The 18,032-nt window shown below is 71.6% G+C and carries 12 protein-coding genes; 4 read left to right on the forward strand and 8 right to left on the reverse strand.

Features of this window, described 5'->3' with window-relative positions:
* Window positions 1–28 precede the first annotated feature (28 nt).
* Window positions 29–3,772 carry a methionine synthase gene (gene metH / locus H8838_RS10055; protein ID WP_185996163.1) on the reverse strand — a complete coding sequence of 1,248 codons (3,744 nt, stop codon included), beginning with the start codon at window positions 3,770–3,772 and terminating at the stop codon, window positions 29–31.
* Window positions 3,773–3,926: 154 nt separating this feature from the next.
* On the opposite strand from metH, the gene H8838_RS10060 reads away from it, so the two are divergent.
* A complete protein-coding gene (locus H8838_RS10060; RefSeq protein WP_185996162.1) occupies window positions 3,927–4,775 on the forward strand; it encodes a PAC2 family protein in 849 nt (282 codons plus the stop codon).
* Between the two features lie 67 nt (window positions 4,776–4,842).
* On the opposite strand, the gene mshC is transcribed toward H8838_RS10060, so the two are convergent.
* Genes mshC through H8838_RS10080 form a run of 4 tightly spaced genes read right to left on the reverse strand, consistent with a single transcriptional unit; the run spans window position 4,843 to window position 8,198 of the window.
* On the reverse strand, window positions 4,843–6,078 hold the full coding sequence (gene mshC / locus H8838_RS10065) for a cysteine--1-D-myo-inosityl 2-amino-2-deoxy-alpha-D-glucopyranoside ligase (protein ID WP_181311035.1): 1,236 nt from the start codon (window positions 6,076–6,078) through the stop codon (window positions 4,843–4,845).
* A gap of 14 nt (window positions 6,079–6,092) precedes the next feature.
* Window positions 6,093–6,884, reverse strand: coding sequence for an SCO1664 family protein (locus H8838_RS10070; RefSeq protein WP_224766051.1), 792 nt, complete (start codon window positions 6,882–6,884; stop codon window positions 6,093–6,095).
* A complete protein-coding gene (locus H8838_RS10075; RefSeq protein WP_181311036.1) occupies window positions 6,881–7,468 on the reverse strand; it encodes a DUF3090 domain-containing protein in 588 nt (195 codons plus the stop codon). The genes H8838_RS10070 and H8838_RS10075 overlap by 4 nt, the downstream gene beginning before the upstream one ends.
* Window positions 7,469–7,478: 10 nt before the next feature.
* Window positions 7,479–8,198, reverse strand: coding sequence for an MSMEG_4193 family putative phosphomutase (locus H8838_RS10080; RefSeq protein ID WP_181311037.1), 720 nt, complete (start codon window positions 8,196–8,198; stop codon window positions 7,479–7,481).
* A 32-nt stretch (window positions 8,199–8,230) separates the two neighbouring features.
* Here H8838_RS10080 and corA point away from each other — a divergent pair, with 32 nt between their 5' ends.
* Window positions 8,231–9,217, forward strand: coding sequence for a magnesium/cobalt transporter CorA (gene corA / locus H8838_RS10085; protein ID WP_181311038.1), 987 nt, complete (start codon window positions 8,231–8,233; stop codon window positions 9,215–9,217).
* Window positions 9,218–9,221: 4 nt separating this feature from the next.
* Here corA and H8838_RS10090 read toward each other — a convergent pair whose 3' ends face one another.
* Window positions 9,222–10,046, reverse strand: a complete 825-nt coding sequence (locus H8838_RS10090; RefSeq protein WP_185996161.1) for an undecaprenyl-diphosphate phosphatase — start codon at window positions 10,044–10,046, stop codon at window positions 9,222–9,224.
* A gap of 97 nt (window positions 10,047–10,143) precedes the next feature.
* Here H8838_RS10090 and H8838_RS10095 point away from each other — a divergent pair, with 97 nt between their 5' ends.
* Together H8838_RS10095 and H8838_RS10100 are read left to right on the forward strand one after the other, a co-directional pair.
* Window positions 10,144–11,091 (forward strand): aldo/keto reductase, encoded by a 948-nt coding sequence (locus H8838_RS10095; RefSeq protein WP_181311040.1) that lies wholly within the window; start codon window positions 10,144–10,146, stop codon window positions 11,089–11,091.
* Window positions 11,091–11,315, forward strand: a complete 225-nt coding sequence (locus H8838_RS10100; RefSeq protein ID WP_181311041.1) for a DUF5703 family protein — start codon at window positions 11,091–11,093, stop codon at window positions 11,313–11,315. Before H8838_RS10095 ends, H8838_RS10100 begins: the two co-directional genes overlap by 1 nt.
* Here the strand turns inward: H8838_RS10100 and H8838_RS10105 are convergent.
* Entirely contained in the window at window positions 11,309–16,492 is a 5,184-nt protein-coding gene (locus H8838_RS10105) for a DUF7507 domain-containing protein (RefSeq protein ID WP_185996160.1), read from the reverse strand. The genes H8838_RS10100 and H8838_RS10105 overlap by 7 nt on opposite strands.
* Before the next feature lie 136 nt (window positions 16,493–16,628).
* Window positions 16,629–17,957: a M20/M25/M40 family metallo-hydrolase gene (locus tag H8838_RS10110; RefSeq protein WP_185996159.1), complete on the reverse strand. Its 1,329-nt coding sequence runs from the start codon at window positions 17,955–17,957 to the stop codon at window positions 16,629–16,631.
* Window positions 17,958–18,032 lie beyond the last annotated feature (75 nt).

An 18,032-nucleotide genomic window follows, 5' to 3' on the forward strand; every position in this document is an offset into this window, starting at 1 on the left:
GTGAGGCGGGTGCCGGGCCTGGACCGCCTCAGTCCTCCGGGTCGTAGCCGAGGTTCGGCGAGAGCCAGCGCTCGGCCTCGACCAGGGTCCAGCCCTTGCGCTCGGCGTAGTCCGCGACCTGGTCCCGGCCGAGCCGGCCGACCACGAAGTACTGCGACTGCGGGTGCGAGAAGTACCACCCGGAGACCGCGGCGCCCGGCCACATGGCCATGCTCTCGGTGAGCCGGATGCCGGTCGCCGCCTCCACGTCGAGCAGCTCCCACAGCGTCTGCTTCTCGGTGTGGTCGGGGCACGCCGGATAGCCCGGCGCCGGCCGGATGCCGGCGTACTTCTCGGCGATCAGGTCCTCGTTGCTCAGCTGCTCCGAGGCCGCGTGCCCCCACAGGTCGGTGCGCACCCGCTGGTGCAGCCGCTCGGCGAACGCCTCGGCCAAGCGGTCGGCGAGGGACTCCAGCAGGATCGCGGAGTAGTCGTCGAGCTCCCGCCGGAACTCCTCCACCCGCTCCTGGGCGCCCACCCCGGCGGTGACGGCGAAGGCGCCGACGTGGTCGGCCAGCCCGGTCTCGAGCGGGGCGACGAAGTCCGAGAGCGCCCGGTTCGGCACCCCTGAGCGGTGGTCGCCCTGCTGGCGCAGGTGGTGCAGCCGGGTGAGCACGCTCGAGCGCGACTCGTCGGTGTAGACCTCGACGTCGTCGCCGACCGCGTTGGCCGGGAAGAACCCGACGACCGCGTTCGCGGTCAGCCACCCCTCGGCCACGATCCGGTCGAGCATCGCCTGGGCGTCGTCGTAGAGCTTGCGCGCAGCCTCGCCGGTGGTGGGGTTGTTGAGGATGTCGGGGAAGCGCCCCTTCATCTCCCAGGCGTTGAAGAAGGGCTGCCAGTCGATGTAGTCGCGCAGCTCGCCGAGGTCCTGGTCGGCCAGGACGTGCACGCCCGGACGCGCGGGGACCGGTGGGAGGTAGCCCTCCCAGTCGATCGGCGTCCGGTTGGCGCGCGCCTGCTCCAAGGTGACCATCGGACGGTCGTTCTTGGTCGCGTGCCGTGCACGCAGCGCGTCGTAGTCGGCCTTCACGTCGCTCATCAGGGCGGCCCGCCGCTCGGGGTGCAGCAGGGCGGCGGCCGTCGGGACGGACCTGGACGCGTCCTTCACCCAGACCACGGAGCCGTCGTACCGGGGGTCGACCTTGACCGCCGTGTGCGCGCGCGAGGTGGTCGCGCCCCCGATCAGCAGCGGGATCTCCATCCCCTGGCGCTGCATCTCCGTCGCCACCCGCACCATCTCGTCGAGGGAGGGGGTGATCAGGCCGGAGAGTCCGATGATGTCGGCGTCCACCTCACGGGCGGTGTCGAGGATCTTCTGCGTCGGCACCATCACCCCGAGGTCGATCACCTCGTAGTTGTTGCACTGCAGGACCACGCCGACGATGTTCTTGCCGATGTCGTGGACGTCGCCCTTGACGGTCGCCATCACGATCGTCCCGTTGGTCTCCTTCTGGGTGGCCAGGGCGGGGTTGTCGATCTTCTCCTGCTCGATGAAGGGGATCAGGTAGGCCACGGCCTTCTTCATCACCCGGGCCGACTTCACCACCTGGGGCAGGAACATCTTGCCGGCGCCGAACAGGTCGCCGACCACGTTCATGCCGTCCATCAACGGGCCCTCGATCACCTCGATGGGCCGTCCGCCGCGGGCGGCGATCTCGGCGCGCAGCTCCTCGGTGTCGGACTCGGCGTAGGCGTCGATCCCCTTGACCAGGGCGTGGGTGATGCGCTCGCTGACCGGCAGGGAGCGCCACTCGTCCTGGACCGCCTCGTCCTGGGCGTCGCGACGGTTGTAGGTCTCCGCGATCTCCAGCAGCCGCTCCGCGGCGTCGGGACGACGGTCGAGCACGACGTCCTCGATCCGCTCGCGCAGCCCGGCCTCGACCTGGTCGTAGACGACCAGCGCGCCGGCGTTCACGATGCCCATGTCGAGCCCGGCGCGGATCGCGTGGAAGAGGAAGACGGCGTGGATCGCCTCGCGGACCGGGTTGTTGCCCCGGAACGAGAAGGAGACGTTGGAGATGCCTCCGGAGACCAGGGCGCCGGGGAGGTTCTCCTTGATCCACCGGGTCGCCTCGATGAAGTCCAGCCCGTACGAGGCGTGCTCCTCGATGCCCGTGGCGACGGCGAAGACGTTGGGGTCGAAGATGATGTCCTCGGCCGGGAAGCCGACCTCGTCGACCAGGATCCGGTAAGCGCGCTCGCAGATGCTCTTGCGCCGGGCCAGGTTGTCGGCCTGCCCGTCCTCGTCGAAGGCCATCACCACCACCGCGGCGCCGTACTTGCGGCACAGCCGGGCGTGCTCGCGGAACGCCTCCTCGCCCTCCTTCATGGAGATGGAGTTGACGATCGGCTTGCCCTGGACGCACTTGAGCCCGGCCTCGATCACCTCCCACTTGGAGGAGTCGACCATCACCGGCACCCGGCTGATGTCGGGCTCCGCGGAGACGAGCTTGAGGAACCGGTCCATCGCGGCGACGCCGTCGATCATGCCCTCGTCCATGTTGACGTCGATGACCTGCGCGCCGTTCTCCACCTGCTGGAGAGCCACCGAGAGCGCGGTGTCGTAGTCGCCGTCCTTGATCAGCTTCCGGAAGCGGGCCGACCCGGTGATGTTGGTCCGCTCCCCCACGTTGACGAAGAGGCTGTCGGGGGTGACGGTGAACGGCTCGAGGCCGGAGAGCCGCAGGGCGGACGGCACCTCGGGCACGACCCGCGGCGCCTTGCCCTCGACCGCCTCCGCGATGGCGGCGATGTGCGCCGGGGTGGTGCCGCAGCACCCGCCGACCAGGTTGACCAGGCCGGCGTCGGCGAACTCGGCCAGCACGGCCGCGGTCTCCGCGGCCGCCTCGTCGTACTCGCCGAAGGCGTTGGGCAGTCCGGCGTTGGGGTAGGCGGAGACGAAGGTGTCGGCGATCCGGCTGAGCTCGGCGACGTAGGGACGCATCTCCTTGGCGCCCAGCGCGCAGTTGAGCCCGACCAGCAGCGGCCGGGCGTGCCGCACGGAGTTCCAGAACGCCTCGGTCGTCTGCCCGGTCAGGGTGCGTCCGGAGGCGTCGGTGATCGTGCCCGAGATCACCACCGGCCAGCGTCGTCCCTGCTCCTCGAACAGCGTCTCGACGGCGAAGATCGCCGCCTTCGCGTTCAGCGTGTCGAAGACGGTCTCGATGAAGATCAGGTCCGCCCCGCCGTCGACCAGCCCTCGCGCCGCGGTGCTGTACGCCGCGACCAGCTGGTCGAAGCTGATGTTGCGCGCCCCCGGGTCGTTGACGTCGGGCGAGATCGAGGCGGTCCGGGTGGTCGGGCCCAGAGCGCCCGCGACGTAGCGCGGCCGGCCGGGGTCGCGTGCCTCGGCGGCGTCCGCCTCCCGGCGGGCCAGCGCCGCGGAGGCGTGGTTGAGCTCGTAGGCGAGCTCCTCCATGCCGTAGTCGCCCAGGGAGACCGCGTTCGCGTTGAACGTGTTGGTCTCGATGATGTCCGCGCCGGCCTCGAGGTACTCCCGGTGGATCGACGCGACCAGCTCAGGCTGGGTCAGGGTGAGCAGGTCGTTGTTGCCCTGCACGTCGCAGTGCCAGTCCGCGAACCGCTCACCGCGGTAGCCGGCCTCGTCCGGACGGTCCCGCTGGATGGCGGTGCCCATCGCGCCGTCCACCACGAGCACCCGTGCACGCATCGTCTCCCGCAGCTCCTCGCTGCGGTCCGGACGGTGCTGGATGGGAAAGTCGTGGGACACGCTGCTCCTCGGGGATGGATCCGGCTCAGGGCAGGCACACGACCTGGCCTCCTGGCCACAGTAAGGGGCGGTCCGCAACCTGGACCGGCGTACCGAATCGTGACACCTGGGCGCGGAGCCGGGGAAATCTGCGCCAACGCCTAGTCTGGGAGGCGTGATCGAGATCGACGAGCTGACCGACCTGGTCGACCCCGTGGTGATTGCCGCCTTCGAGGGCTGGAACGACGCCGCTGAAGCCGCCTCCGGGGTGGTGCTCCACCTGATGGAGGCGTGGGACGCCACCGTGGTCGGCGCGATCGACCCCGAGGAGTTCTACGACTTCCAGGTCAACCGCCCCGTGGTGGGCTCCGACGAGCACGGGTACCGGCGCCTGACCTGGCCCACCACCCGGATCGCTGTCGCCTCCCCGCCCGACCTGGGCCGCGACGTCATCCTGATCCACGGCATCGAGCCCAACATGCGCTGGCGGCAGTTCTGCGCCGAGCTCCTCGCGGCCTGCGACGAGCTCGGGGGCGAGCTGGTCATCACCCTCGGCGCCCTGCTCGCCGACACCCCGCACACCCGGCCCATCCCCGTCACCGGGACGGCGTCGGAGCCCGACCTGATCGACCGGCTCAGGCTGGAGCAGTCGACCTACGAGGGACCCACCGGGATCGTCGGGGTCTTCCAGGACGCCTGCGAGCGCCTCGACATCCCCTCGGTCTCCTACTGGGCCGCCGTTCCCCACTACGTGGCCCAGCCCCCGTGCCCCAAGGCGACGCTGGCGCTGGTGGGCCAGCTCGAGGAGCTGCTGGAGACCCGGATCCCGCTCGGCGAGCTGCCCGACGACGCCCGCGCCTGGGAGCGCGGGGTCGACGAGCTGGCCGAGGAGGACGAGGACATCGCCGACTACGTCCGCTCCCTGGAGGAGACCCGGGACACCACCGACCTGCCCGAGGCCTCGGGCGAGGCGATCGCCCGGGAGTTCGAGCGCTACCTCAAGCGGCGCGACGACACCGGCTGAGCTGCCGCGCCGAGCAGGTCGAGCCACCCGGCGCCCGCCGGGTCAGAGGCAGGGGTCACAGGACAGGTCAGAGGGAGAGGCCGAGCGCCGCGTCGAGCAGCTGGTGCACGGTGGCCGCGGCGGCGGGATCCGAGGTGTCGGCGAGTCCCTCGGTGCCCAGCGTCTCGGCGACCCACCGGTCGACGACCTGGAGCGCGCGGGGGGCGTCGAGGTCCTCGGCCAGGGCGGCCAGGACGGACTGCACCACCGGCATCGCGGGCGCACCCGCGCCGAGCGAGAGTGCGCGGCGCCACCGGGCCAGCGTGTCGACGGCGTCCCACAGCTCGGCATCGGTCCACTCCCAGTCGCTGCGGTAGTGGTGGCGCAGCAGCGCGAGCCGGATCGCCATCGGGTCGACGTCGCTGTGCCGCAGCTGGGAGACGAAGACCAGGTTGCCCCGCGACTTCGACATCTTCTCGCCGTCGTAGGCCACCATGCCCGCGTGCGTGTACGCGCGGGCGAACGGCTCGCCGGTCGCCACGTGCGCCTCGCTGGCGCTCATCTCGTGGTGCGGGAAGACGAGGTCCGAGCCACCGCCCTGGACGTCGAAGTGCCGGCCCAGGAACTGCTGGGCGATGGCGGTGCACTCCACGTGCCAGCCCGGGCGACCGGGACCGAACGGGCTCTCCCAGGACGGCTCGCCGGGGCGCTCGCCGCGCCACAGCACGCAGTCCAGCGGGTCCTTCTTGCCCTCCCGCTCGGGGTCTCCCCCGCGCTCGGCGAACAGGGCGACCATCCGCTCGCGGTCCAGCCCGGAGACCGCCCCGAAGGCGGGGTCCGCGGAGACCGAGAAGTAGAGGTCGTCCTCGACCTGGTAGACCGAGCCGGTCCGGCGCAGCCGCTCGATGTAGTCGATGACGAGCGGGATGGACTCCACCGCGCCGATGTAGTGCTCGGGCGGCAGCACCCGCAGCGCCTCCATGTCCTGGCGGAAGAGCTCGGTCTCACGCTCGGCGAGGGCGACCCAGTCGATGTCGACCTTCCGGGCACGCTCCAGCAGCGGGTCGTCGACGTCGGTCACGTTCTGCACGTACGAGACCGGGTGGCCCGCCGCGCGCCAGGCGCGGTTGAGCAGGTCGAAGCCGACGTACGTCGCGGCGTGGCCCAGGTGGGTGGCGTCGTAGGGGGTGATCCCGCAGACGTAGAGACGGGCCGCCCCCTCGGGCACCGAGGACACCAGGCTTCCGGTGGCCGAGTCGTGGACCCGGACCGGCGGGCCCTCGACAGGGAGGACCGGGACGTCGGGGGCAGACCAGGCGCGCATGCGTCGCAGCCTACCTAGAACGGTGGCCAGGGAATCGTCGGCCACCCGTCCTGGGGCATCGGCATCGTCGCGGTGGCCAGCAGCCGGTCGGCCCGCCGTCGGGTCGCGGCGACCTCCTCGGCGCTCAACAGCCCCAGCAGCCGGTCCCCGAGGGGGCCGTCGAGCGCGACCCTGACCCGCCGGACGCCGTCGAGCTCGGGCGGGGTGACGGGCAGGCCGGCCCAGCCCCAGAGCACCGTGCGCAGCTTGGGCTCCTCGTGGAAGCAGACGCCGTGGTCCACGCCGTACCTGTGCCCGTCGGGCATGGCCAGGACGTGACCGCCCTTGCGGTCGGCGTTGTTGACCAGGACGTCGAAGACCGCCATCCGGCGCAGCGCGGCCGTGTCCTCGTGGACCAGGGAGACCGGCCGATCGGCACCGTCCACGCCGTCGAAGACGTGCAGGTAGCCCTCGGGCACGTCGTCGAGGTCGACGATGTCGACCGCCTGCTGCTCGGGGTCGGCGTCCTGCCAGCGCTGGACCATGCCGACGCCGTGCGGCCCGTCGCGCAGCACCGTGTGCGGCACCACGCCCCACCCCAGCGCCTGCGACACCTCGTACGCGGCCACCTCACGGGCGGCCAGGGTGCCGTCCGGGAAGTCCCACAGCGGACGCTCGCCGGCCACCGGCTTGTAGACGACCCGGACGCCGTCGACCTCGCCGACGAAGGTCGCGTTGGAGGCCGGCATCACCCGGCCCTGGAGGACGATCTCGCCCCGCTCCGGCACCTGCTGGGCCGCGCCGGGGCCCGCACCCGCGGCGGTCACGGCTCCCGGCGGCGGAACCCGTTGGCCCGCACGCACAGGTGGCCGTCAGGGTCGACCGGGTTGCCGCAGAACGGGCAGGGCGGGCGCCCGGCCTCGATGACGTGCAGCGCGCGGGCGCAGAACGCGCGGGCCACACCCGGCGTGATCCGGACCAGCAGCAGCTCGTCGGGCTCGGGCTCCTCGAAGGTCTCCTGGGAGAGCTCGTCGAGCTGGTCCGGGGAGACCACCGCGGCCTCGCTGAACGGGAAGACCTCGATCACCACGCGCTGGTCACCGGGGTCCCAGGACAGGGTCATGGTGCCGGCGCGGAACTCCTCGTCGATCGGCTGCTCGAGGGGGTCGCGGTCCTCCAGGTCGACCGGGGCGACCGCGGGGATCAAGGCGTCGCTCATGGCGCTGGCCATCAGCTCGTCGAGGAGCTCGTCGATCCGCTCGACCAGGGCGATCACCTGCTGCTTCTCCAACGAGACGCTGACCAGCCGCCCGCCCTCGCGGGCCTGGAGGAAGAAGGTCCGCTGCCCGGGTTCGCCCACCGTCCCGGTGACGAAGCGCTCGGGGGGATCGAAGGAGTGCACGACAGCCATGTGACCCACCCTAGGTCCGGGCGCCAGCGACTGTCGCCGGGCCCGCTCCCCCGCCCACCACGGCGTCCTGGGCGGGCGCCTCCGTCGCCGGCCCGGCGGCCAGCCAGGCCAGGTCACCGGCATGGGTGTTGACGCCGAGCACGAAGGGGCGGCCGGCCGCGAAGCGCACCATGCTCACCGAGGCGGGATCGGCCACGATCCGCTGGAACTGGTCCAGGTGGGTGCCCAGGGCGTCGGCCAGGATCGCCTTGATCACGTCGCCGTGGCTCACCGCGGCCCACACCGCCTGCGGCCCGGAGACGGCCTCGACGGCGGCGTCGCGCTCGCGGACGGCGGCGACGGCGCGCGCCGACATCGCCGCGAGCGACTCTCCGGCGGGGAAGACCGCGGCCGAGGGGTGCTGCTGCACCGTGCGCCACAGGTCCTCCTTGGCCAGGTCCGCGATCTTGCGGCCCTGCCAGTCGCCGTAGTCGCACTCGGTGAGCCGCTCGTCCGTCTCGAGCGCGGGCGCCTCGGCCTGTCGCTCCAGCAGCAGCCGCGCGGTCTGCTCGCACCGCTCCAACGGGCTGCTCACCACGGCGGCCAGTGGGACGTCGGCGAGCCTCTCCGCGGCTGCTCGGGCCTGCCGGACGCCCTCCTCGTCGAGCCGGACGCCCGCCTGCCGTCCGGCCAGCATCCCGGACGCGTTCGCGGTGGTGCGGCCGTGCCGCACCAGGATCACCGTGGCCATGCGCTCGAGCCTAGTGGCGCTACCCTCGGAAAGTGATCGTGGACAACGCGGTGTACCGGGCCGGGCACCGGATCGAGCACGACAAGTCGGTCGACGACGTCGTCGGCGTCTCTGCGACCCGGCAGCCGGGTGACTTCCAGTGGGTGGGCCTGCACGACCCCGCACACGACGAGATGCAGTCGGTCGCCTCGACCTTCGGGCTGCACCCCCTCGCCGTGGACGACGCGGTCAACGCCCACCAGCGACCCAAGCTGGAGCGCTACGACGAGATGATCTTCATGGTGGTCAAGACGCTCTGGTACGTCGACGAGCTGGACGCCGTGGAGACCGGCGAGATCGCGGTCTTCGTCGGTGCCGACTACGTGGTCACGGTCCGGCACGGCGACGGCTCGGACCTGCAGGCGTCCCGGCGCGACCTGGAGTCGCGGGCCCGGCTGCTGGCGCACGGTCCCACCGCGGTGCTCTACGCGGTCTGCGACAAGGTGGTCGACGACTACGAGCTGGTGGCCGCCGGGCTCGAGGTCGACATCGACGAGATCGAGACCTCGGTCTTCTCCGGCTCGCGTGACGTCAGGTCCCGCGACGCCGAGCGGATCTACACCCTCAAGCGCGAGATCGCCGAGGTCCGCCGGGCCGCCCACCCTCTGCGCGAGCCGATGCGCCTGCTCTCCATCGGACACGTGCTGCACGTCTCGGACGAGGGCATGGAGTACTTCCGCGACGTCTCGGACCACCTGATCAGGTTCTGCGAGTCCGTCGACTCCATGGACTCGCTGCTCTCCAGCGCCTTCGACGCCCACGTCTCGCAGATCTCGTTGCAGCAGAACGAGGACATGCGGAAGATCTCCGCAGCCGCGGCGCTGGTCGTCGTCCCGACCCTGATCGCCGGCGTCTACGGGATGAACTTCGACTACATGCCGGAGCTGGGGTGGCACTACGGCTACCCGTTCTCCCTGGCGATGATGATCGGCGTCGCCGCGGGCCTCTACGTGTGGTTCAAGAAGGTGGGCTGGCTGTAGCCGCTCAGGCGACCAGCACGCCGGTGGTCAGCAGCGCCATCGTCGCCAGGCCCAGGACCACCCGGTAGATCACGAACGGGGTGTAGGAGCGGGTCGAGACGTAGCGCAGCAGCCAGGCGATGGCGGCGTACCCGACCACGAAGGAGACGACGGTGGCCAGGATCGTCGGGCCCCAGCCGTAGCTGTTGGCTCCGTGCGGGATCTCCTTCAGCTCGAAGAGACCGGCGCCGACCACGGCGGGGATCGCCAGCAGGAAGGCGAACCGGGTCGCGGCCTCGCGCTCGAAGCCCAGGAAGCGACCCATGGAGATGGTCGCCCCCGAGCGGGAGACTCCCGGGATGAGGGCGAGTGCCTGGGCACCACCCATCAGCAGGGCGTCACGCAGGGTGATGTTCTTGATCTTGCGGTCGTTCCTGCTCACCCGGTCGGCGATGCCCAGGACCACACCCATCACGACCAGCGCGGTGGCGATGATCCACAGGTTGCGGAAGTCGCGCTCGATCACGTCCTTCAGCGCGATGCCCAGCACCACGATCGGCAGCGAGCCGACGATGATGAACCAGCCCATCCGGGTCTCGAGGGTCCCGCGGTACTCGGGCTTGAAGATCGACCTGACCCAGCTGCTGCCGATGTTCCAGATGTCCTTGCGGAAGTAGATCAGCACCGCAAGCTCGGTACCGATCTGGATCACCGCGGTGAACGCCGCACCCGGGTCTCCCCACCCGAAGAGCTCGGGGAAGATCCGCAGGTGGGCGCTGCTGGAGATCGGGAGGAACTCCGTCAGACCCTGGATGGTCCCGAGCACCACGGCCTTGAACAAGTCCCACATGAGCGCACAGCCTAGGGGCGGACGCGTCACCGCCCTCGGAGGGGTCTGCGGCGAGCCGTGGCGCGGCCGTTCGGCGCCGCTGACTAGCCTGTGCCCCATGCAGCAGCGCATGGTCGGTCGGTCCGGCCTCTCCGTCTCCCGGCTCGGTCTCGGCACCATGACCTGGGGGCGTGACACCGACGAGCACGAGGCCCGCGACCAGCTGATCGCGTTCGCCGAGGCCGGCGGAACCCTCCTGGACACCGCGGCGGGCTACGGCGACGGTGCCTCCGAGTCGCTGATCGGCAGCCTGCTCGGCGACGTCGTACGGCGCGACGAGGTCGTGCTGGCCACCAAGGCCGGGGTGAGCCGACGCGGGGGCGAGCGGCACGTGGACACCTCGCGCGGCGCACTGCTCCGCGCCCTGGACGGCTCGCTGCGCCGGCTGGGCGTGGACCACGTCGACCTCTGGCAGGTGCACGTGTGGAGCGACGCCGCCCCGCTGGAGGAGACCCTGGCGGCGTTGGACACCGCGGTCGCCTCCGGACGCGTCGCCTACGCCGGCATCTCCAACTACACCGGGTGGCAGAGCGCGCAGGCGGTCACCTGGCAGCGGGCGTGGCCCGGACGGGCGCCGCTGGTCTCCACCCAGGTGGAGTACAGCCTGCTCAGCCGCGACGTGGAGTTCGAGGTGGTCCCGGCGGCCCAAGCGCTGGGGCTGGGCATCTTCCCCTGGTCGCCCTTGGGCCGCGGCGTGCTCACCGGGAAGTACCGCACCGGCACGCCGTCGGACTCCGCGGGCGCCACCCCGCACTTCGCCGACCGGGTCGGCTCCTACCTCGACGACCGCGGGCGGCGGGTCGTGGAGGCCGTCGTCCGCGCGGGCGAGGGCCTGGGCTGGAGCCCGCTCGAAGTCGCCCTGGTCTGGGTCCGCGACCGACCGGGGGTCACCGCGCCCCTGCTCGGCGCGCGGACGGCCGCCCAGCTGCACGACGCCCTGGGCGTGGAGGAGCTGGCCCTGCCGCCGGAGATCGTGGCGGCCCTCGACGACGTGTCGGCGGACTGATGAGCCGGGTGCTGCGCCGGCCGACCAGGCCCGGGGTGGAGTGGGAGTTCGACTCGGTCACCTACCCCCCGGAGGTCTCCCGCAACACCGTGCGTCAACTGCTCGTGGAGCGTGCCGAGCACGGTGGCTGGGAGCTGGCGCGGGTCCGGATCGCGGCTGACGGCATGCGCCGGGTGGTGCTGCGGCGCAAGATCATCCGTCAGACGCGCCCGACCTTCTACTGACCCCGCACCGGCTTGGTGACGACCACGCGGTACTTGGTGTAGTGGAAGCGGCCGTTGCGGTAGACGACGCGGTCGGTGCAGCTGATCAGCACCAGCCGGTGAGCCCCCGTCGTGCGGAAGAACCGTGAGGGCAGCTTCCGCGTCCGGTCGTACTTCTTGACCTCTGTCACCTGATAGCGGTAGTTCTTCCCGGCCGAGCGCACGGTCACCTTCTGCCCGGGCTCGGCGCGACGGAGTCCCCACATGGCACCGGGCCTGTCGTACCAGTCGGAGACGTGACCCGCGACCACGGCGGTGCCGATCCTGTCGCCGAACCCGGCGGACCGGTTCAGCCAGGCCGTGACCGCCACGTCCGAGGGGAGCTGCATCCGGCCCCGCTTGATCGTCGTGGGGACGACCCGAGCCTTGAGGCCGAAGCCGAGGGCACGGATCACGGTCCTGGCGACACGGGCCGCCTCCGGGCCGCCTCGGATGCCTGAGAATCCTCCGTCCACCACCGGCACGTGGTACGAGGGCTTGGCCACGGTGGTCGTCTCGGAGGCGAGGCCGCACCGGGTCGAGGCGGCCTGGTTCGCCGGGGTCGCGCGGGTCGTCACCTTCCAGGTGTAGACGCCCGGCGCCGCAACGCTCACCCGCGGGCTCTTCGTCCACCCGGAGCGGGCGCGCCAGGTGACGGTGCGGGCCAGGTTCTGGCGGCCGCACGAGGCCGCGGCGCGTGAACGGAACGGGCCGTACAGGCGCGCGGTGGCCTGGACCGTGGTGTCGCGAGCGAGCCCGCTGATGCGCACCCGGTCGTGGAACTCCTCCCGGGGCTCGACCCGCTTCTGCGAGGTGCGGGTGCGGATCCGGGGCGCGGCGGGCTGGTCCACGGTCACGGTCGCTCCGTCGGGCGGGGAGGCGACCCCTCCCCCGGTGACGTCCGTGCCGGTCGCCCGCGCCGTGTTGCGCAGCCCTTCACCTCGGAGGTCGGCGGTCGTGACCGTGTAGGTGCTCGTGCAGACCACGCTCGCTCCGGGAGCCAGTCGGGCCGCCTCGGCGGGGCACGTCGGCGTGGGAAGCTCCCCGGACCCGGTGAAGGCGTCCTCCGCGATGGCCACCCCACTGACCGGGACGTTGCCGGTGTTGGTGACCAGGAACGAGTAGGTCACGCGCTGGCCGGCCGCCGTCACGGTGCTGGGACTGGCGGACTTCTCCACCGTCAGCCCGGGGGCCTGACCGGCGGTCACCACGGCCCGGCTGGTGTTGTTGCTCGGGTCCGGGTCGTAGGGGAACGAGTCGGACCGGTCCGAGGTCGCGGTGTTGGGGAAGGCCCCCGCCTCGCTGGCCCGCGCGGTGATCCGCAGCAGCGCCTGGGGACCTCCCGACGGCGGATCGAGCGGGGCCAGGTCACCGATGTCCCAGGTGCCGGTTGCCGGGTCGTAGGTCCCCCGGGTGGCAGAGCTGCTGACGTAGGTGAGTCCTGCGGGCAGCCGGTCGTCGACGGTCACACCCGTCGCCGTGTCGGGCCCCAGGTTCCGGACGCCGACGGCGAACGTCACGGTCCCGCCGAGCACGGGGTTCGGCTCGTCGACCGTCTTGTCCACGGCGATGTCGGCGGCCGGAACGAAGAGGTCGGTGAACGCGGTGTTGTTGTCCGGCTCCGGGTCCTCGACCCGGGACTCCTGGATCACCACCAGGTTGCGGTAGGTGCCCGACGCGGCGGCACTCGTGCGGACGGAGACCCGCAGCGTCGCAGTCTCACCCGACTCCAGCCGAGGGATCGTCCAGATCCGCAGCTCGTCGTCGAAGGTGCCGACGTCGGCCGTGCTGTCCACGATGGTCGCCGCGGTGATCGCCGGGTCGGCCGCCGTGATGTCGTCGGTGGCGTTGGGGCCGTTGTTCGTCACGGCGATCGTGTAGACCACCGTGTCCCCGGGCTGGGCCACCGCGGGCTGGACCTCCTTGTCGATCTCCAGGTCGGCCAGCTCGACGAACTCCGGCGTCGCGGAGGCGGAGTTGTTCGTCGGGTCGGTGTCGCGCTGGTCCAGCGTGCTCAGGGCGAGCGTGTTGGTGCGCTGTCCCACCTGGGTGCCGGTGACCCGGATGGTGCGGGTGACCGTGGCCCCGACGGCGAGCGAGTCGACGCTCCAGGTGCCGGTCTCGGGGTCGAACGTCCCGTCACCGGTGGAGGAGACGAACGTCAGTCCTTCCTCCAGCACGTCGGCGAAGACGGCGTTCGTCACCGTGGTCGCCGGCTGGCCCGCCACCGGGTTGTTGGTGGCGGTGAGGGTGAAGACGGCGTCCTGGCCCAGCGGGATGTCCGAGGTCGAACCGGGCCCTTCGGCCCGGTCCACGGACTTCGTCACGCCCACGTCGACCGCCGGGGCCACTGTGGTGACCGTCGCGGTGGACTCGTTGTCCTCCGGGTTGGCGTCGTCCAGGTAGGGGGCGTTGACGGTGGCGACGTTGACCTTGGTGCCGACCGTCTCGAGCCGCGCGGTGATCCGGAGCTCGGCGGAGCCGCCGGGGGCAAGGGTCCCCACGTCCCACCGGAGGCCCGGCACGTCCACCGTCCCCTGGGAGGCTTCGGTGTCCAGCACGGTGACGCCCTCGGCGCCCGTGTCGGTGACGTAGATCCCCGCGACCGGGTCGGGGCCACGGTTGAGGACGGTGACCGAGTAGGTGACCGTCTCCCCGACGACGGCCTCCTGCGGCGAGACGCCCTTCACGACCGCCAGATCGGCGACCGGCGCGCGCACCTCCACCCCGGCCGAGGCGGAGTTGTTCGCGCTGTTGACGTCGACCGGTGAGACGGTGGCGAGGCTGGCCACGTTGGTGAACGTCCCGGGCACGGTGGTGTCGAGCACGAAGTCGAAGGACGCGGAGTCCCCGACCGCCAGCGACCCGACGTCCCACGTGTCGGTCTCGGGCGAGTAGGTGCCCGTGCCGCCCGAGTCGCCGGGGCGGTAGTCCAGGCCCGGTGGCAGGGGGTCGCTCAGGGTGATCCCGGTGCCGGGGCGAGGCCCCTCGTTGGTGACGGTCACCCGGAAGGTGACGGTCTCACCGGCGGCCACCTGGTTGCGCCCCACGACCTGCTTGGTCACGGCCAGGTCCAGGGACCGGGCGTCCAGGGTCACCGTCGCACTGTTGTTGGACGCGTCGGTGTCGACCTGGGTGAGCTCGGCCAGGCTCGCGGTGTTCGACACCACCCCGTTGGTCTCGACGCGGGCCGTGATCGTCAGGGTGACCGCGTTGCCCACCGCCAGAGCCGGGATCGACCACTCCCCGGTGGTGGCCGAGTAGGTGGAGGCCTGGGGCCCGGCGGTGGAGGAGGACAGCAGGGTCAGCCGCCCGCCGGGCAGCTGGTCCTCGATCACCACGTCGGTCGCGGCCGCCGGCCCGTTGTTGGTCGCCGTGACGGTGAAGGTCACGGTCTCCCCCACGTCCGGGGTCGGCTCGTCGATCGTCTTGGTGACGGCGATGTCGGTGTTCACCGGGATCCTGGCCTGCGCCTCGGGCGACTCGACGTCCTGACCGATCGGGGTGACACCGGTGGCGATCGCGGTGTTCACGATGTTCCCGGCGGGATCGGCCTGTCCGGTGTCCACCTGATAGCTTCCGCTGCAGGTCGTCGACGCTGCTGGGGCCAGCACGTTCGACTCGCACACCAGGTCTGCCGAGGTGACGAGGTCGTCGGTGACCGCGACGTTGGTCACCGTGGAGCCACCGGTGTTGGTGACGGTGTAGGAGTACTCGACCACCTGGCCCGCGCTGTACGGCGGGTCAGTCGCGACGCTCTTCTCCAGCGCGAGGCTGGACACCAGCGGCACGGTCACGGTGGCCTCGGGCGAGGTGACGTCGTCCCCGCCCGGGTTCACAGCGGTGGCCGTGGCGGTGTTGACCACCTCGCCTGCGTCGACGTCGTCGGCCGTGACGGTGTAGGTGCCGCGACAGACCGTGGTCGAGCCGGTCGCCGGGGCAGGTGGCAGCGTGGTGCTGTCACAGGTGATGGGTCCGGTGATCTGGTCGTCGGCGATCGAGAGCGTGGACAGCGTCTCGCTGCCGGCATTGGTCACCGTGTACTGGTACGGGATCTGCGTGCCGGCCGTGATCACGGCGGGCAGCGGGTCCCCGGTCCGGTCGACCTGCTTCTCCAGCTGCAGCGCGGAGAGCGGGTTCACGGTCTGCACCACGGCGTTGCGGATCAGGTGCACGTCGTTCTGTCCTCCGGTCGAGCCGGAGAGACCGAACTTGTAGGTGCTCGGCAGGTCGCTCGGGGCCGGGATGTCGAGCTCGGTGACCCAGGGCGAGGCGGGGTTCGCCGGGTTGTAGCGCACCTGGACGATCACGCGCGGGTCGGGAGCGGGGGTGACCTGGACGTTCACCTGACGCCAGGACGCAGCCAGGGTCCGGGCGCGCAGCGTCCCGCTGAGCGTGGTGCCGGGCTTGTCCGGGTCGGCCGGGTTCGTCGGCGTCGTCGAGCCGAGGTAGCAGTAGCCAGTGGTGCCCTCGCCCGGCCCCCTGACCGTGATCACGTTCGGCGCCACGGCACCCTCGGCGGTCGAAGGAGAGCGCTGGTCGGCGGGACAGCCGGCACCCCGGTCCTCGCCGTCGTCGTAGTAGTTGCCGAAGGCGTCCAGCCCCACGCCGAGGACGCCGCCCACGATTCCTGGCTCGGAGCCGCCCTCCGCCGTTCGCTGGGCGTACCCGAGGCTGCCGCCGGCACCGCCGGGATCGGTCAGGTCGGTGGAGCCGTCGACGAGGAAGAAGCCGATGCCGTCGGCCCCCGTCCCGCCGTACTGGAACTGGTCGAAGGTGATGGAGACACCCGCCGTGGCGGGAACAGGCCGGTTGTAGAGGATGCTGCCCGCGGACTGGAGGCTCTCGTCCGTCAGCTGGAGGTAGCCGGGTGTGCCCGTCGGAGGCACGTCACCGACACGGTTGCCCGCACAGGTGGGGATCTGGGCCTCGCCGGGGGCCGGACCCGTGGTGGCACCGGTCAGGCAGGTCTCGCCCTGGACCGTCCAGGCCGGGTCGGGGACCGAGGAACCGGTGAACGTCTCGGAGACGATCGTCGTCCCGCCCGTGGGCGGGTCGGCAGACGCGGGGGCGCGCAGCGCCTCGGGCGCCACCACCAGGGTGGCGGTCGTCATCAGAGACGCGATGATCCAGACGATGGCACGACGCAGGTTCGGCACGGGTCCTCCTCAGCAGGAGCGCCGCACCCCCCCCAACGGCCGGCCCGACGCGTCCTCCGAGTGTTTTCCCCGACATCGCCGAGGAGCAGGGTCGAAGGTCCCAAGAACCTTCGGACCCATCCCCTTGTGCTCCTGCTCAGACCTCGTCGAGGAAGCGGTCGAAGACCCGGGCGCCGAACTCGAGCGCATCGACCGGGACCCGCTCGTCCACCCCGTGGAAGAGCGACCCGAAGTCGAGGTCGGCGGGCAGCCGCAACGGCGCGAACCCGTAGGACGACATCCCGAGACGACGGAAGTGCTTGGCGTCCGTGCCCCCGCTCATCAGGTACGGCGCCACGATGCCGTCGGGGTCCTCGGCCAGGATGGAGCGGGTCATCGCGTCCATCAGCCGGCCCTCGGTCGGCGACTCCCAGGGCTGCTGGTGGCTGATGAACTCCCGGGTCACGTGCGGTCCGCACAGCTCGTCGAGGGTGGCGAAGAACTCGTCCTCGTAGCCCGGCAGGAACCGCCCGTCGACGTGCGCGGTGGCCTCGGTCGGGATGACGTTGACCTTGTAGCCGGCCTGCAGCATCGTCGGGTTGACGGTGTTGCGGATGACTGCGCCGAGCATCCGGGTGGAGCTCTCGAACTCCTCGACCAGCGCCTCGGCGTTCTCCGGGGTCGCCTCGGTCCCGGCGAGCTGCGCCACCGAGGCGAGCAGCACCTCCATCGCCGGGGTCAGCCGGACCGGCCACCGGTGGGCCCCGATCCGGGCCACCGCGCCCGCCAGCTCGGTGACCGCGTTGTCGTGGTTCACCATCGAGCCGTGCCCGGCGGTGCCGCGGGCGCGCAGCCGCATCCAGGCCATTCCCTTCTCCGCGGCCTCGATCAGGTAGATCCGCTGGCCGCGCACGGTGGTGGTGAACCCGCCGACCTCGCCGACCGCCTCGGTGCACCCCTCGAGCAGGTCGGGCCGGTCCCGGACGATCACCTCGGCGCCCTGGTGACCGCCCGCCTCCTCGTCGGCGGTGAAGGCCAGCACGATGGGACGCTCGGGCACCCGGCCGGACCGGACCCGCGCGCGGACCACCGAGAGCAGCATCGCGTCGAAGTCCTTCATGTCGACCGTGCCCCGGCCCCACAGGTACCCGTCCGCGATCTCCCCGGCGAACGGGTCGTGGGTCCAGTCCTCCGCGGCCGCCGGGACGACGTCCAGGTGCCCGTGCAGCAGCAGGGCGTCGCCCTCGATGCCGCCCCACCGCGCGACCAGCGACGTCCGCCCGGGCGCTCCCTCGACCACCTCGCAGTCGATCCCGACCTCGTCCAGCAGGGCCGCGACGTGCTCGGCCGCCTTCCGCTCCCCCGGCCCGGAGTCGTCCCCGTAGTTGGACGTGTCGATCCGGACCAGGTCCCGGCACAGGTCCACGACCTCCGCCGCGGGGTCGTGGTTCCGGTCGGCGTACTCGCGCTCCTCGACGTTGCCCATGGGCCCATCCTGACCCGGGCCAGGGTGCCGGGGAAAGCGGGGAGACCCCGATTGCGTCATCGGGCCCACTTGTTG

The sequence above is a fragment of the Nocardioides campestrisoli genome (genome assembly GCF_013624435.2).
GTDB lineage: Bacteria > Actinomycetota > Actinomycetes > Propionibacteriales > Nocardioidaceae > Nocardioides > Nocardioides campestrisoli.